Consider the following 16,163-nt stretch of genomic DNA (forward strand, 5'->3'; position numbering starts at 1 on the left):
TATACATGGAGGAGATAGCTATGCTGGATGAACAAAAAAGAGAAGATATAAAAGAATTTGGAAGAGGTATGATAAATGACTTAAAGGATGAGATCCAAATACTTCCTATAATAGGACAGATAGAAGGACATGAAATACTTCCTCCCCAGACAAAGACAACAAAATATGAACATGTGATACCTCAGCTTATTTCAATTGAGGAGAACAGTCAAACTAAAGGATTACTTATAATTTTAAATACAGTAGGTGGAGATGTAGAGGCAGGACTTGCTATAGCTGAGATGATAAGGAGCCTTAGTAAAGTTACAGTTTCTCTTGTAATAGGAGGAGGACATTCAATTGGTGTTCCACTTGCTACAAGTTCGGATTATTCTTTTATATCTCCATCTGCGACTATGATAGTTCATCCAGTCAGGATGAATGGGATGATAATAGGAGTACATCAGACTTTTGAATATTTTAATAAAATACAGGACAGAGTAAATGAATTCATAATTAGAACTTCAAATATAAAGAGAGAAAAATTAAAAAGTCTAATGTCTAAGACTGATGAACTCTTAAATGATGTGGGAACCATGCTGGTTGGAAAAGAAGCAGTAGATGTAGGACTTATTAACGAAGTCGGAGGAGTAAGCAGTGCATTAGCTAAGCTTCACCAGCTTATAAATGAACAAAACAAATAAAATTATCCATAGGAGTAATCCTATGGTATTTGTATTTAAACTGTAAAGGAAATACGAAAATAGTGTAGAATTATTATAAATGAATGAAAGATTCTGCATTTGGAGATGATTTGTATGGCAAAAAGAAGGCAAAAGTCTTGTAAGGAGAATAGTGATATTAAAGGAATAATACTTATCACTTTAGGTATTTTAATGCTAATAAGTGTATTTTCACCTTCTACATCTGGAATATTTGGCAGAAATATTAAAAAAATATTAATTGCAATTATGGGTCTGGGAGCTTTTTTGTTTCCTGTTTTAATAGTTTTTATAGGAGGGTGTTTTTTAGTCACAAAAAATAAAATATATTTTAATAAAAAATTTTATGTAATATTATTATTTATAATAAATACATTGTTGTTTATACAAATGTTAGGTATGTCTGAATATTATCCTGAATATAGTACAATGGAGAGCATAAAAAAATTATATAATTCAGAAAGCATATTTCATGGCGGCATTATAAGCCTACTTTTGGATATACCGCTGATTAAACTGTTTGGCAGTGTTGGCTGCTATGTTATATTTGCAGGTGTTTATCTGATTTCATTTATGATTATGAGCAAAGTTACAGTATATGATATTTTACATAAAATTAAACAATCTAGTGCTCATAAAGATAGAGGAAATCAAGAGAAGATAATAGAAGATAAAAATAGCAAAAATGTAAAAAATATTGATGAAGAAAAAGAAGGATTTATTAATGGGCTAAATAGTAGAATAAAAATATTGAATTTTATGAAATCCAAAGATGATACTGTGCTGCAGGAAAAAGAAAACGGAAATACAGAAGATAAAAATCAATCTTTGAAACATCCTATAGAAATAGAAATAGCTTCTGACAAGATACCAAATAAGTCTATAAATGAAGAATTGAATAAAAAGATGATTGAAAGTGAATCTGAAGAATTAGTATATAATTTTCCAAAGATAGAATTGCTTAAACAAAATTCTCAGTCAAGACTAAACAAAGAAGATAAAAAAGATTTAATAAATAGTGCAAATAAATTAGAAGAAACTTTAAGTAGTTTTGGGGTTGAAGCAAAAGTTATGCAGGTCAGTAAGGGCCCATCTGTTACCAGGTTTGAACTACAGCCGAGCGCTGGAGTTAAAGTAAGCAAGATAGTTAATTTGTCCGATGATATAGCACTTGGACTTGCAGCTACAGGTGTAAGGATAGAAGCCCCAATACCTGGAAAGTCCGCCATAGGTATAGAGGTGGCAAATAAAATACTTACACCGGTTTATTTAAGAGAAGTAATTGAATCAAAAGAGTTTTTGAATTCGAAGGGCAATTTAGCTTATTGTCTTGGAAAAGATATAGGAGGAAACTGCATTGTATCTGATTTGACGAAGATGCCTCATTTATTAATAGCAGGAGCGACTGGCTCAGGAAAGAGCGTATGTATAAATACCATGGTAATAAGTCTGCTTTATAAATATTCTCCTCTTCAGGTGAAGCTTCTCATGATAGATCCAAAGGTAGTTGAACTTAGTGTATATAATGGAATTCCACATCTTTTGATACCTGTAGTTATAGATCCTAAAAAAGCGGCGGGTGCATTAAACTGGGCAGTTCAGGAAATGACAAGGAGATATAAGCTATTTGCAGATAACAGTGTCAGGAATATAGAAGGGTATAACAAACTGGTAGATGAAGGAAAAGTTGAAAGCAAACTTCCATTGGTAGTAATAATAATTGATGAGCTTGCAGATCTTATGATGGTATGTCCTAATGAGGTTGAAGATTACATAGGAAGGCTTGCACAAATGGCGAGGGCTGCAGGTATGCATCTTGTTATAGCTACTCAAAGACCGTCTGTTGATGTTATTACAGGTGTAATTAAGGCAAACATACCTTCAAGGATATCTTTTGCTGTATCAAGTCAGATTGATTCAAGAACCATACTTGACAGCAGCGGAGCTGAAAAGTTACTTGGAAAAGGTGATATGTTATTTTATCCCGTAGGAGAAGGAAAACCTGTTAGAATTCAGGGTGCATTTATATCTGAGAAGGAAGTGGAGAATGTAGTTAATTATATAAAAGAGAATCAAGGTGCACCTCAGTATGAGGATAAAATAATGGAGGAGATAAATACAAATACATCAAAGAGTGATGATGATTGTGATGAACTTTTAAATGAAGCAATAAGAATAGTAGTAAATTCAGGACAAGCATCAACTTCTTTTGTTCAGAGGAGGCTTAGAGTTGGATATAATAGAGCTGCCAGAATAATAGAACAAATGGAGGAGAGAGGCATAATATCTGGAAAAGATGGTACAAAACCAAGACAAATCCTTGTAAGTAAGGATGAATACAAGCTTTAAATTAATTTATATATTTATTTTATTGATTAAACTTTATACATTTGTCTTGTAAAATAGTTAAAGTAGTTTTAAAATAACATATGTATTTATTTTATTAGATTAAATATCATATTATAATTAAATGCAGGAGGAGTAAATTGAATAAATTAAGAGTTGGATTGGTAAGTCTTGGTTGTGATAAAAATAGAGTAGACTCTGAAATTATACTAAATAATTTAAGAATGGAATATGATGTTGTTTCAGATTTAAAGCAAGCAGACATAATAATTGTAAATACTTGCGGCTTTATAGAATCGGCTAAACAGGAATCCATAGATACTATAATTGAAATGTCTGAGTATAAAGATGACTTCAATTGCAAAATACTTATTGCAACGGGCTGTTTAACTCAAAGATATGGAGAAGAGCTTGCACATCTTTTACCAGAGGTCGATATAATGCTCGGGGTAAATGACTATGACAAATTAAATGAAGATATCAAAAAATATATTGAAAACGAAAATGATAAGGTGTACAGTTTTAATTATAGTGATTTGAATATAAATGAAGGAGATAGGATAATTACAACAACCTCACATACTGCATATGTAAGGATTGCTGAAGGATGTGATAATTGCTGCACATATTGTATAATACCTAAAATAAGAGGTAAATATAGAAGTAGGAAGATGGAATCCATTCTAAAAGAATGCGAGGATTTATCACAGCAGGGGGTAAAAGAAATAATATTAATTGCCCAGGATACATCAAGATATGGAATAGATTTATATGGCAAGAAAATGCTTTCAGAACTTTTACATAATATTTCTGAGATTAAAAACATAAAATGGATTAGGATACTTTATTGCTATCCTGAAGAAATAACAACTGAATTGATAAATGAAATGGCTGAGAATGATAAAGTATGTAAATATATAGATATACCTTTGCAGCATATAAGTGATGATATACTTAAAGCCATGGGCAGAAAGGGAAGAAAATCAAAGATAGTTGAAAATATAAATAATTTAAGAAAAAGCATCCCGAATATTGTTATAAGAACTACTTTAATAGTAGGCTTTCCGGGTGAAACTGAAGAAAATTTTAATGAATTAAAAAGCTTTATAGAAAATGCAAGACTTGATAAAGTTGGAGTTTTTAAATATTCAAGAGAAGAAGGAACTCCAGCTTATAGCATGAAGAATCAAATTTCTGAAGATATAAAAGTAGAAAGACAAGGAGAAATCATGATGCTTCAGCAAAAAATATCAAGGGAAATAAATAAAAGTAAGATTGGCAAAATTTATGAAACCATTCTAGATGGAAAAGAAAATGAAATTTATTATGGAAGAAATTATGAAATGAGTCCTGAAATAGATGGTATCATATATATAAACAGTAAAGATGATTTAAAAATAGGCAGTATAGTTAATGTAAAAGTAACGGACAGCTTTGAATATGATTTAATGGGAGTTGTATGTGATGAATTTAGCAAATAAACTTACAATGATTAGAATTATACTTGTACCAGTGTTTTTAGTTTTTATGGCAGTTAAGAATATGCCTTATGGTAAAATTATTGCCATAATCATATTTATATTAGCATCTATAACTGATAAATTAGATGGGTATATAGCCAGAAGCAGGAATCAGATTACCAGGTTTGGAAAATTTATGGATCCTTTAGCAGATAAACTTTTAGTTACAGCAGCTCTTGTTTCTCTGGTAGAATATCATATAATACCTTCCTGGGTTGCAATGATAATAATAGCCAGGGAATTTGCAGTAACAGGCCTTAGAGGTGTAGCAGCGGCAGAAGGGATAGTGATAGCTGCAAGTCCATGGGGAAAAGCTAAGACTGTAACTCAAATAATAGCAATAATATTAGCACTTATAAATTTAAATTACAATCATGTATCATTAGGAGCACTTAGGGGATTTGTAAATCATCCTCATAAAGTTTTGAACTATGTTACAGGTATTGCTATGGCAATTGCTATAATAATGACAATAGTATCTGGAATAGATTATTTTGTTAAGAATAAGGAAGTAATGAGATCGGACAAATAGAGTTTTAATCCATTTATTTTATGAATTGAAATAGATGGATTAAAACTCTAAAATATGTCTATAATTAGAATATATTAGAACTTATTTTATTGACTGTAGATATATTATGTTATATAATTAAAAAGAACTTATGTTCGAATACGAGAGGATGTGAAAGTTTTGGCAAATTTAAATAATGAAAAATTAAAAGCCATAGAATCAGCTATGGGACAGATAGAAAAGCAGTTCGGAAAAGGCTCTATAATGAAACTTGGAGAACACAGCATACTTAATATAGATTCTATTTCTACAGGATGCCTTGATTTGGATATAGCCCTTGGCATCGGAGGAGTTCCAAGAGGAAGAGTAGTTGAAATATTCGGACCTGAATCTTCAGGTAAAACGACAGTAGCACTTCACATAGTAGCACAGGCACAGAAGTCTGGAGGTGCAGCAGCTTTTATAGATGCAGAGCATGCACTTGATCCTTCTTATGCCAAAAACCTAGGGGTTGATATTGAAAACTTAATAGTATCACAACCTGATACGGGAGAACAGGCACTTGAAATAGTAGAAGCACTTGTGAGATCAAATGCCATAGATGTAATTGTAATTGATTCTGTTGCAGCATTGGTACCAAAAGCTGAAATAGAAGGTGAAATGGGAGATTCTCATGTGGGTCTTCAGGCAAGGCTTATGTCTCAGGCGCTTAGAAAACTGACAGCATCTATAAACAAGTCAAGGTGTGTAACTGTTTTTATAAATCAATTAAGAGAAAAAGTTGGAGTTATGTTTGGAAATCCTGAAACTACTCCTGGTGGTAGAGCATTGAAATTTTATTCTTCTGTAAGAATGGATGTAAGAAGAATTGATTCTATAAAGCAGGGTGACAGTATAATTGGTAATAGGACAAAAGTTAAAGTAATAAAGAATAAAGTAGCACCACCATTTAAACAGGCTGAATTTGATATAATGTATAATCAAGGCATATCTAAAGAAGGAAATATTTTGGACGTTGGAGTTAGAGAAGAATTAGTACAAAAAAGTGGAGCATGGTTTTCATATAAAGAAACAAGATTAGGACAGGGAAGAGAAAATTCTAAACAATTTTTAAAAGAAAATCCAAATATAAGTTTGGAAATAGAAAATAAGATAAGAAAAAAATATAATTTACCATTAGCAAAAGCTGAAATTGAAAATAACAAGTCAAAAACTGAAGAAGATAGTGAAAAGAGCAATTCTAAAGTTAAAGAAAAATAAATTTGTGTATTTAAGTGAAATAAAATATGAACTTGACAATGATTAAAATTTAATATAAAATTAAGACAAATTCTGGTTTATCATGTATTTAGGAATTACCAATTGAATAATATGACACCTTTTCTATGCTTGCACATTTAACTTAAAATATAGATACATAAATATGAAGCAAAGGAGGTGTCCGTGTGAATTCTGTATTAATATATGAAATTATTACTGGTATAATAATAGCAGTTATTGTATTGATTGAATTTTATATTATAAAAAATAAAGTATCTGCTATAAAATCACAGGCTCTTGAAGAGTCTAATAGATTAAAGGATGAAGCTAAAAAAGAAGCTGAATCTAAAAAAAAGGAAGCTATATTAGAGGCTAAAGAAGAAGCTCATAAATTAAGAAATGATGTAGAAAGAGAATCCAGGGATAGAAGAAATGAATCCCAAAGGTTTGAAAGAAGATTAATTCAAAGAGAAGAATTACTGGATAAAAAGAATGATACACTTGAGAAAAGAGAAGATACTCTTGACAAGAAGCAGCAAGAACTTGAAAAGCTACAGACAGGTGTAGAGGAGCTTTATAAAAAACAAAGTAATGAACTTGAGAGGTTATCTGGTTTAAGTTCTGAGCAAGCTAAAGAAATTTTACTTGAGAAAGTTAAAAAAGAAATTAAACACGAGTCTGCAATCATGATTAAAGAGGTTGAAACAAGAGCTAAAGAAGAAGCTGATAAGAAAGCAAGAGAGATTATAACTTGTGCCATTCAAAGATGTGCAGCAGATCATGTGGCTGAGACTACAGTACATGTAGTAACCCTTCCTAATGATGAAATGAAAGGTAGAATAATAGGAAGAGAAGGTAGAAACATAAGGACTCTTGAAACATTGACAGGTGTGGACTTGATTATTGATGACACGCCGGAAGCTGTAATATTATCCGGATTTGATCCAATAAGAAGAGAGGTTGCTAGAATAGCACTGGAAAAGCTTATAATTGATGGAAGGATACACCCAGCTAGAATAGAAGAAATGGTGGAAAAAGCTAAAAAAGAACTGGAAAGTGATATTAAAGAAGAGGGCGAACAGGCTACATTTGAAACTGGTGTGCACGGTCTTCACTTAGAGATAATAAAATTACTCGGAAGACTAAAATATAGAACCAGTTATGGCCAAAACGTACTTAAACATTCCGTAGAAGTTTCATATTTGGCAGGTCTTATGGCCTCAGAAATAGGAATAGATCCAACTATAGCAAAAAGAGCTGGACTTCTTCATGACATAGGAAAAGCAGTAGATCATGAAGTGGAAGGCCCACATGCAATTATAGGAGCGGAATTTGCTAAAAAATATCATGAATCTTCAGTTATTGTAAATGCAATAGCGGCCCATCATGGAGATGAGGAATTTCAATCTTTAGAGGCTGTGCTTGTTCAGGCAGCAGATGCTATTTCAGCAGCAAGGCCTGGAGCTAGAAGAGAGACTTTAGAAGCTTATATTAAACGTTTGGAAAAATTAGAAGAAATAGCAAATACATGTGAAGGTGTAGAAAAGTCATATGCCATTCAAGCGGGAAGAGAACTTAGAATTATGGTTAAACCAGAAGATGTTGATGATGCAGGAGCCGTTGAGATGGCAAGAAATGTAGTGAAAAAAGTAGAGGATGAATTAGAATATCCTGGCCAGATCAAAGTAAATGTAATTAGAGAAACTCGTGCAGTTGAATATGCAAAATAGTAAATTTTAATAAAGAGTGTGAAAAAATTCCTTTTACGTTTTCTAAAAGTACTAATTTTTAGAAAATATAAAAGGAATTTTTAATTTTTTGTAGAATAGTATAAAGTAGTAACAATAACAAATAAAGTTAATATATAGGAGGTTCGTTATGGAAGTATTAAAAGTTTCAGCAAAATCAAGTCCAAATTCAGTTGCAGGAGCATTAGCAGGTGTATTGAGGGAGCGAGGAGCCGCTGAAATACAAGCAATAGGAGCAGGAGCATTAAATCAGGCTATTAAAGCAGTAGCGATTGCAAGAGGTTTTGTGGCACCTAGTGGAATCGATTTAATATGCATTCCGGCCTTTACAGATGTTGAGATAGATGGTGAAGAGAGAACTGCAATTAAATTAATAGTGCAGCCAAGATAATATAGGTTAAATTAAATAGAGGCTTGATTATTCAAGTCTCTATTTAATTTTTATATTGACTATATTATATACTATGTTAAAATGTAAAAAGGTGTACAACTGTTTGTTGCAATTAGGAGGAGTTTTATGGTAGCGTTGATTGAACTAATGAGACCTAAACAGTGGATAAAAAATTTTTTTGTATTTGCTGCAATTATTTTTTCAGGGAAATTTTTAAATTTTGATATATTAATCTTAAATATAGTAACCTTCTTATTATTTTGTATTACGTCATCTATAATATATGTGTTAAATGATATAGTAGATATAGAAAAGGATAGGTGTCATCCTGAAAAGAAAAAAAGACCGCTTGCAAGTGGACGTGTAAGCAAAAAGTCAGCTATAATTTTAGATATAGCTTTATTTATTTTGGTTATATATTGTAATTATAATTTTGTAAATATAAAAGTTTTGGGTATAATGCTTACATATATTTTTATAAACATATTGTATTGTTTTAAATTAAAAAATATAGTTATAATAGATGTTATGACTATAACTTTTGGATTTGTATTGAGAGTTGAAAGTGGAAGTATTGCTACTGGAGTTGAAGTTTCGCCGTGGCTATTTTTATGTACAGTATTATTGTCTTTGTTTTTAGCTCTCAATAAAAGGAAAAGCGAGCTTATAACTTTAAAAGATAATAGTTCAAATCATAGGAAGATATTAAAGGAGTATTCAATTAATAGCATAGATAAAATGCTTACAATAGTAAATCCATCCATACTTATGGCATACTGTCTTTATACATTTAGCTCTATTCAAAGCAAGACTATGATAGTTACTATTCCATTTGTACTTTATGGAGTATTTAGATATGAATATTTAATGGACAAAAAGAATATAGGAGGAAAACCAGAAGATGTATTTGCAAAGGATAAACCTTTTCTAATAAATGTACTTATGTGGGTTATTAGTGTTATATTAATAATATATTTAAAACTTTAGAGAGGGATGCTAGCTTTATATGGAAATAAAAAGTCTTTTTAAAGATGGATTTTATGTAGAAAGTGGAAAACACTTGTTTAAGAAAAAAAACAAAGAAATTTATAGTAAAACTATTTATTATAAAATAATTATAGCAATTGACATAATTATGTCTGCATTGTGGATAGTGTTTGTAAATTCTTTCCCGTTTTCAGACTTTGATTATTATTATACTATGGCTGTAAATATATCAAATGGCGGTGCATGGGGAAATACATATACTTCTTTAGGATATTCAATAGTATTGGGTGGAATATTCAAGCTGTTTGGAGCGAGTATTTTAAAAGCGAAGATATTTAACCTAATATTGACTATTATAAACTGCTTGATTTTTAAATCCATTCTACTCAAGATAAATTTAAATGAAATTGATAGAAAAATATTATTTGCATTATTTGTATTTATTCCTAATAATATATTCTATAACAGCATACTTGGAACTGAACTTTTATTTACATCGTTACTTTTACTTATAACATATGTATATATGAGTGATATGAAATACAAGTATCTTTATATTGGAATTTTGTCGGGATTAAATACGATGATTAAACCATTTTTTATAGTGATTTTTTTTGCTATATTTTTAGTAGATATAGTAAAACATAAAAAAATTATATTTTCCATAAAAAATTCACTTATTGTACTTATATTAACTGCTATAGTAATTTCACCGTGGATATATAGAAATTCAAAACTAATGGGACAATTTACATATGTATCAAATAATGGTGGAATAGTACTTTATATAAATAATAATTCTCAGAATCATAAAGGAAGATGGATGGCAGCAGGGGATGTTGAAAATTCTATTGTAAATACAGAAGAATATAAAAAAGCTAATATGACAGAAAAAAATAAAATGTTAAATTTAGCGGCTAAAAAATGGATAAAAGCTCATCCTGGAGAGTTTATAAAATTAGGTTTTAAAAGACTTTTTAATACATATTTTGTAGGCGATGATATAATTTATAGTACATATGGCAGTGGTATAAGCAATAATTTTAAACTTTTGCTTATAGCCTATACGAATTTTGTAAGAGAAATAATATTTGCACCTGGCATTGCATGTATATTGCTCTACAGTATATTTATACTGATTGAAATAATAAGAGGCAGGAGCCAACTTATTGACAAATTCAATATATATGGAGTGGTACTGTTTTTTATGTTTACATGTGTCTATTTTGTAACAGAAGGGCAAGGAAGATATTCTTTTCCGGTAATATTTGTGATTATATATTTCTTTTATATGATTGTAAGAACGTTTTTATTTAAAAGAGTAGATGGGAAGGGATTTGAATGATTGCATTAATATTGGTTTCTGTCTTTTTAGGGGCTATTGGACAGGTACTTGTTAAATATGGAGCAGCCAATCTCCAACTTGATTTTACCCTGCAATATTTATTTCAGAGCATTTTAAGCATATTGAAGAACTTACCTGTTATGTGTGGAATAATATCATATGGCATTAGCTTTTTATTATGGATAAAAGTTTTAAGTAAAGTTGAACTGAGTTATGCATACCCTATGGTAAGTATCGGATATATAATAACAATGATATTTTCTTATTTTCTTTTTAAAGAGAATATATCTTTAACTAGAATAATAGGTGTAGCTTTTATAGTAGTAGGTGTAATTTTTATTTCAAAAAGTTAGTTTAAAATATCTACAATTTCAGATATTATTAATATATATAAACTTATAATATGGAGGGGTAAAAATGATTCTGTCAAGAAAAGCCAAAAAGATTGAAGCATCCATAACTTTGGCAATAACTGCTAAAGCGAAGCAAATGAAATCAGAAGGCATTGATGTAATAGGATTTGGAGCAGGTGAACCGGATTTTAATACTCCGGAATATATTCAAAATGCTGCAATTAATGCTATAAAAAATGGATATACAAAATATACTGCAGCTTCTGGGATTGAAGAGCTCAGAGAGGAAATAGCCGAGAAATTGAAGAAAGACAATAATTTAAATTATTCTACAGATCAGATTATTGTATCTACTGGAGCTAAACAATGCCTAAGCAATACATTTTCATCGGTACTTAATCCAGGAGATGAGGTAATTGTGCCAGTTCCTTACTGGGTAAGTTATCCAGAACTCATAAAGCTTGCAGATGGGGTACCTGTATTTGTAAAAACTAAAAAAGAAGATGGATTTAAGTATAATATAGAGGAGCTTGAAAAAGCAGTTACGGATAAGACTAAACTTATTGTAATAAATAGTCCTAATAATCCTACTGGAACTGTATACACAAAGAAAGAACTAAAAAATATAGCAGATTTTGCAAAGAAGAATGATATATTAATATTATCCGATGAGATATATGAAAAATTAATATATGATAATAATGTACATGTAAGTATAGCAAGTTTGTCAGATGACGCATATGAACGAACGATTATTATAAATGGAATGTCAAAAACTTATGCCATGACTGGATGGAGAATAGGTTATGCAGCAGGAAATAAAGACATTATAAAATTAATGTCCAACATACAGAGTCATACTACGTCTAACCCTAATTCAATAGCTCAGTATGCATCTCTAGCTGCTTTAAGATATGATAGTCCTGAGGTAAAATATATGATACATGAATTTAGTAGTAGAAGAGACTATATGTTAAAAAGAGTTGAAGATATAAAAAATATATCTGCATTTAGACCTCAGGGAGCCTTTTATGTATTCGTGGATATATCAAAAACATTTGGCAAAAAAGCTCATGGAATGGAAATTAAGGATTCTATTAGCTTTTCACAGCAATTACTTGAAAAACAAAGGGTAGCTGTAGTGCCTGGAATTGGCTTTGGAATGGATGATTATATAAGATTATCTTATGCTACTTCTATGGAAAATATAAAAGAAGGACTTAATAGAATAGAAGATTTTATAAAAAGTTTGAAATAGTGAAATATTCATTGAAACATATTAAAAAAATGATATAATTATTAAGAGAACGTTTTTTAATATACTATGAATTAGGAGTGATTTAGGATGGTATCTAAAGAAGTTACAGTTAAAAGTGCAACAGGACTTCATGCAAGACCTGCAACTCTATTAGTTAAGAAGGCTTCTTCTTTTAAATCAGATATGTCTATGGAATTTGATGGTAAAAAAGCTAATATCAAAAGTTTGATAGGAGTACTGTCATTAGGTGTTACTAAAAATTCCACAGTAAAAGTTGTTGCATCTGGTGATGATGAAGCTTTAGCAGTTGAAGAAATAGTTAAATTGATAGATTCATTAGAAGAATAAAATCATATACTCTACATAAATAAAAGGCTCAAAATGAGCCTTTTATTTATGTAGAGTATATTTTGTCTTTGCTTTAAATAAAAATAATAGTATATCTATTCCAGCCACACCTACAAGTATGTAAAGAAGTCTTCCTATAAAATTAAGTGGTTCTCCAAATATAATCTCGATTAAATTAAAACCAAGTATACCTGTAATGCCTGAAATTAGAGCAGCTAGCACGATTAAAAAAATGGAAAGCTTATCTATAATATTGAATTTATACATAAAAATTACCTCCTGTAACGTTTCTCAATTAAAGTATATTAAAATATAAAAAATATATTACAACTAAATGTATAAATTCGTGAAAAATAGAAAATAACATATTGAAGTTGAGTATTTATATAATTATAATATAATATAAATTAAAGGGGATGGTGATACTGTGTATAAAAAGATAATTTCAATAATAGTTATTTTAGCCATAATTTCAATTCCAAAGTTTCATACTATAGATCCCGGCCGCAGTATTAAATTTCCAGGTTATATTTATGATACTAAGAATGTAAAAGCAAGTAAGATTAACAGTACAGATATAAATAATAACTTATCATTTAATATTCTGAACAGGAGATATGATTTCATAAATTTAAATAAAACAACCATAATAGCTCATCGTGGAGCAAGCGGTATTGCTCCTGAAAATTCTATACCAGCAATTGATGAAGCAGGCAAAATGGGATACTTTGGAGTAGAGCTCGATATATGTTCTTCATCTGATGGAGTTTTATATCTGTTACATGATGGAAAACTTGATAGAACTACAGACGGATCAGGAAGTATAACTGATAAAACGTCCACACAAATAGACAACCTTAGAATTAATAGAGGAGCAAATATAGATTTATATCCTGATTTAAAAATACCACGTTTTGAAGATGCATTGGAAGAATGTGAAAAAAACAATCTTGTGCCTGTATTTGATATTAAAGTTTTTAGCAAGAAAGACAGGGACGTAAATACATTCATAAATATTATTTACAAACATAATTATGAAAAAAAATTATTGGTTCATTCTTTCAATTACAAAATAATGGAGGATATACGCAAAAAGAATAAAGAAATTATATTAATGCCTATGGTAAATCCTAAAGATAAAGTTCACGGTTATAATTATATAAGGTCTTTTGGATTTACAGGACTCGATTGTTATAATAAGTATCTTAATAAAGCTCTGGTACAGCGTGCACATAAAGATGGTTTGAAAGTATTTGCGTGGACAGTTGATAAACCCTCAACTTTGAAAAAAGATATAGACATGGGAGTTGACTTTATATATTCAAATAAAATACCACCCGACAAAACTTCAAAACAAAATATTAAAAAATTTTAGTAGTGCATGAAAAATTTAGCCTCTAAATTAAATATGAACTCTTTATCATATTGTACCCAAAGAGTATAATAAGTTATGTAATTATTTAGGAAAGGAAGATAAACTTTGAAAATTAAAGACCTAATATCAAATAATAATATAATTGTTTTTTTACTTGTAAGGAATATGGAAGAGTCCATAGATAGGAATAATAACCCATATATCAAATTTTCTTTGAGCGATGGAAGAGATGATATTGATGCATTTATGTGGGGAGCTAAAAAGGAAAATTTAGAGCCTGGAATTGAAACAGGTAAGATAATAAAAGTGAAAGCTACGGTAAAAAATCAGAGAAATAGGCTTCAATTAATAATACAAAAAATAAGACTATCTGTGCCTGATGATGATATAGATGAAGGCAGTTTTATAAAGAAAGCACCTGTGAGTTCAGAAGATATGCTAAGATCTATCTTAGATGAGGTAAATAAGTTTCAAAATATTGATTTAAAAAAGTTAGTAATCAAATTACTGGATGATAATAAAGATAAGCTCTTGTACTATCCAGCCGCAAAAACTGTTCATCATGCTGTAAAAGGAGGACTTTTATATCATATTTATAGGATGCTTAAAAATGGTATAAATATGGCAGAAATATATAATGAATATGTAAATAGGGATCTACTATTGTCAGGTATTATTATCCATGATATTGGGAAAATAAATGAAATTGAATCCAATAACTTGGGCATAGCGGATGATTATTCAAAGGAAGGAAAGCTTCTTGGACATATTGTACAGGGTACTATTATGCTCCATGATGTTGCTAAGGAGCTCAACATTTCAGATGAGGTAGAACTTTTGCTGAAACATATGATAGTTTCTCATCATGGTCTAGAGGAAAATGGATCTCCTAAAAAACCTATGATTTTAGAGGCAGAGCTTTTACACCATTTGGATGAAATTGATGCTAATGTGTATCAGTTTCAGGATACATTAAGAGACGTTTCTAAAGGTGAGTTTAGCGAAAGGCAATTTTTCCTTGGGAATATACAGATATACAGGAATAACTTATAATATCTTAAAGGAGTGCATATGCACTCTTATTTTTTTATATTCAATTATAGTTATATTGTATGAATTTATATTATATAAATAATATAAGGAATTAAAAGGTAGTGATATAACAATGACTTTAGATAAAAAGTATACTGCTAAACTACTAACACGTGAAGCTATAAAGCTAGTTGAAAATAAGAAGATAAAAAAGTTAAATGCTATCTGGCTGGAGGTAACAGGATGCTCGGGAAATATTATTTCTTTTTTAAATGGTGAAAATCCCGGACTTAACTATATTTTAAATGAATTAATCAATCTAAAGTACAATAATACCTTAATGGTTTCGGAAGGAGATTTTGCTTTTAAACAATTTTTAGATACCATGAATACTGAATTTATATTATTAGTAGATGGGGCAGTATCCACTGCCCAAAATGGTTTTTATAATATTATTGCTAATTATAAAGGAAAACCAATTACTGCATTAGAAGCTATAAAAATGGCAGGAGAAAAAGCAAAATATGTTGTGACTGTTGGAACTTGTGCTTCCTTTGGCGGAATTTCTGCTGCAAAACCCAATCCTTCTAGAAGTACTAGTGTGGAAAAAGTAATAAGCAATGAAGTTATAAAACTTCCAGGATGTCCATGCCATCCGGATTGGGTGATAGGAATTTTAGCACATCTTATTGTTTTTGGAAAGCCTGAACTGGATAGTGAAGGAAGGCCTATTCTTTTTTATGGAGTAACTATTCACGATATGTGTACAAGAAGAGGATATTTCGATAAAGGAATTTTTGCCAGCAAATTTGGAGAAGATGGATGTATGTTTAAATTAGGATGCAGGGGACCTGTTACTAAAACAGATTGTCCAAAAAGAAAATGGAATGGATATGTAAATTGGCCTGTTCAGGCTAATACCAATTGCATAGGATGTGCAAATTCAAGTTTCCCCGATGGTATGGAGCCATTTATAAGATATTAGGAG

At 30.3% G+C, this 16,163-nt stretch carries 16 protein-coding genes; 15 read left to right on the top strand and 1 reads right to left on the bottom strand.

Translation table 11 applies throughout. The annotated features are described in order from the left end of the window. The first annotated feature begins 20 nt into the window (after positions 1-20). The 12 genes from J2Z42_RS01695 to J2Z42_RS01750 all read left to right on the top strand — a co-directional run bounded on the left by J2Z42_RS01695 (position 21) and on the right by J2Z42_RS01750 (position 12,768). Entirely contained in the window at positions 21-683 is a 663-nt protein-coding gene (locus J2Z42_RS01695) for a ClpP family protease (protein ID WP_245331418.1), read from the top strand. 114 nt (positions 684-797) lie between these two features. Continuing rightward, complete coding sequence (locus tag J2Z42_RS01700) at positions 798-3,050, top strand: FtsK/SpoIIIE family DNA translocase (protein WP_209700626.1); 2,253 nt, start codon at positions 798-800, stop codon at positions 3,048-3,050. A 137-nt stretch (positions 3,051-3,187) separates the two neighbouring features. Next, positions 3,188-4,528, top strand: coding sequence for a 30S ribosomal protein S12 methylthiotransferase RimO (gene rimO, locus J2Z42_RS01705; protein WP_209700627.1), 1,341 nt, complete (start codon positions 3,188-3,190; stop codon positions 4,526-4,528). Further along, complete coding sequence (gene pgsA / locus J2Z42_RS01710; protein WP_209700628.1) at positions 4,512-5,099, top strand: CDP-diacylglycerol--glycerol-3-phosphate 3-phosphatidyltransferase; 588 nt, start codon at positions 4,512-4,514, stop codon at positions 5,097-5,099. The genes rimO and pgsA overlap by 17 nt, the downstream gene beginning before the upstream one ends. A gap of 159 nt (positions 5,100-5,258) precedes the next feature. Next, positions 5,259-6,338 carry a recombinase RecA gene (recA, locus tag J2Z42_RS01715; protein WP_209700629.1) on the top strand — a complete coding sequence of 360 codons (1,080 nt, stop codon included), beginning with the start codon at positions 5,259-5,261 and terminating at the stop codon, positions 6,336-6,338. A 185-nt stretch (positions 6,339-6,523) separates the two neighbouring features. Continuing rightward, positions 6,524-8,068: a ribonuclease Y gene (gene rny / locus J2Z42_RS01720; RefSeq protein WP_209700630.1), complete on the top strand. Its 1,545-nt coding sequence runs from the start codon at positions 6,524-6,526 to the stop codon at positions 8,066-8,068. 148 nt (positions 8,069-8,216) lie between these two features. Beyond that, a complete protein-coding gene (locus J2Z42_RS01725; protein ID WP_209700631.1) occupies positions 8,217-8,477 on the top strand; it encodes a stage V sporulation protein S in 261 nt (86 codons plus the stop codon). Between the two features lie 126 nt (positions 8,478-8,603). Continuing rightward, positions 8,604-9,464: a decaprenyl-phosphate phosphoribosyltransferase gene (locus tag J2Z42_RS01730; RefSeq protein ID WP_209700632.1), complete on the top strand. Its 861-nt coding sequence runs from the start codon at positions 8,604-8,606 to the stop codon at positions 9,462-9,464. Between the two features lie 148 nt (positions 9,465-9,612). Beyond that, positions 9,613-10,809: a hypothetical protein gene (locus J2Z42_RS01735; RefSeq protein ID WP_245331450.1), complete on the top strand. Its 1,197-nt coding sequence runs from the start codon at positions 9,613-9,615 to the stop codon at positions 10,807-10,809. After that, on the top strand, positions 10,806-11,162 hold the full coding sequence (locus J2Z42_RS01740) for an SMR family transporter (protein WP_209700633.1): 357 nt from the start codon (positions 10,806-10,808) through the stop codon (positions 11,160-11,162). Before J2Z42_RS01735 ends, J2Z42_RS01740 begins: the two co-directional genes overlap by 4 nt. Positions 11,163-11,226: 64 nt before the next feature. Beyond that, positions 11,227-12,420 carry a pyridoxal phosphate-dependent aminotransferase gene (locus J2Z42_RS01745; protein ID WP_209700634.1) on the top strand — a complete coding sequence of 398 codons (1,194 nt, stop codon included), beginning with the start codon at positions 11,227-11,229 and terminating at the stop codon, positions 12,418-12,420. An 87-nt stretch (positions 12,421-12,507) separates the two neighbouring features. Continuing rightward, positions 12,508-12,768 carry an HPr family phosphocarrier protein gene (locus J2Z42_RS01750; protein ID WP_209700635.1) on the top strand — a complete coding sequence of 87 codons (261 nt, stop codon included), beginning with the start codon at positions 12,508-12,510 and terminating at the stop codon, positions 12,766-12,768. Between the two features lie 42 nt (positions 12,769-12,810). On the opposite strand, the gene J2Z42_RS01755 is transcribed toward J2Z42_RS01750, so the two are convergent. Further along, a complete protein-coding gene (locus J2Z42_RS01755) occupies positions 12,811-13,035 on the bottom strand; it encodes a DUF378 domain-containing protein (protein WP_209700636.1) in 225 nt (74 codons plus the stop codon). Between the two features lie 160 nt (positions 13,036-13,195). Between J2Z42_RS01755 and J2Z42_RS01760 the strand changes: the two genes are divergently transcribed. From J2Z42_RS01760 to J2Z42_RS01770, 3 genes are all read left to right on the top strand, one after another. Further along, a complete protein-coding gene (locus J2Z42_RS01760) occupies positions 13,196-14,143 on the top strand; it encodes a glycerophosphodiester phosphodiesterase (RefSeq protein ID WP_342589982.1) in 948 nt (315 codons plus the stop codon). A 105-nt stretch (positions 14,144-14,248) separates the two neighbouring features. Then, the gene (locus J2Z42_RS01765) at positions 14,249-15,196 is read left to right on the top strand and encodes a 3'-5' exoribonuclease YhaM family protein (RefSeq protein ID WP_209700637.1); all 948 of its coding nucleotides are present in this window, start codon (positions 14,249-14,251) and stop codon (positions 15,194-15,196) included. Between the two features lie 112 nt (positions 15,197-15,308). Beyond that, the gene (locus tag J2Z42_RS01770) at positions 15,309-16,160 is read left to right on the top strand and encodes a hydrogenase small subunit (RefSeq protein WP_209700638.1); all 852 of its coding nucleotides are present in this window, start codon (positions 15,309-15,311) and stop codon (positions 16,158-16,160) included. Positions 16,161-16,163 lie beyond the last annotated feature (3 nt).

The sequence above is a fragment of the Clostridium algifaecis genome, assembly GCF_017874415.1.
In the GTDB taxonomy this organism is placed as follows: Bacteria; Bacillota; Clostridia; order Clostridiales; family Clostridiaceae; genus Clostridium_B; species Clostridium_B algifaecis.

What these genes read in the sequence shown, in the direction of transcription:
- J2Z42_RS01725 (WP_209700631.1), top strand. Translation starts at nt 8,217, where the DNA reads ATGGAAGTATTAAAAGTTTCAGCAAAATCAAGTCCAAATTCAGTTGCA.
- pgsA (WP_209700628.1), top strand. Translation starts at nt 4,512, where the DNA reads ATGAATTTAGCAAATAAACTTACAATGATTAGAATTATACTTGTACCA.
- J2Z42_RS01755 (WP_209700636.1), bottom strand. Translation starts at nt 13,035, where the DNA reads ATGTATAAATTCAATATTATAGATAAGCTTTCCATTTTTTTAATCGTG.
- J2Z42_RS01740 (WP_209700633.1), top strand. Translation starts at nt 10,806, where the DNA reads ATGATTGCATTAATATTGGTTTCTGTCTTTTTAGGGGCTATTGGACAG.
- J2Z42_RS01750 (WP_209700635.1), top strand. Translation starts at nt 12,508, where the DNA reads ATGGTATCTAAAGAAGTTACAGTTAAAAGTGCAACAGGACTTCATGCA.
- J2Z42_RS01735 (WP_245331450.1), top strand. Translation starts at nt 9,613, where the DNA reads ATGTCTGCATTGTGGATAGTGTTTGTAAATTCTTTCCCGTTTTCAGAC.
- J2Z42_RS01700 (WP_209700626.1), top strand. Translation starts at nt 798, where the DNA reads ATGGCAAAAAGAAGGCAAAAGTCTTGTAAGGAGAATAGTGATATTAAA.
- J2Z42_RS01730 (WP_209700632.1), top strand. Translation starts at nt 8,604, where the DNA reads ATGGTAGCGTTGATTGAACTAATGAGACCTAAACAGTGGATAAAAAAT.
- J2Z42_RS01745 (WP_209700634.1), top strand. Translation starts at nt 11,227, where the DNA reads ATGATTCTGTCAAGAAAAGCCAAAAAGATTGAAGCATCCATAACTTTG.
- J2Z42_RS01770 (WP_209700638.1), top strand. Translation starts at nt 15,309, where the DNA reads ATGACTTTAGATAAAAAGTATACTGCTAAACTACTAACACGTGAAGCT.
- J2Z42_RS01695 (WP_245331418.1), top strand. Translation starts at nt 21, where the DNA reads ATGCTGGATGAACAAAAAAGAGAAGATATAAAAGAATTTGGAAGAGGT.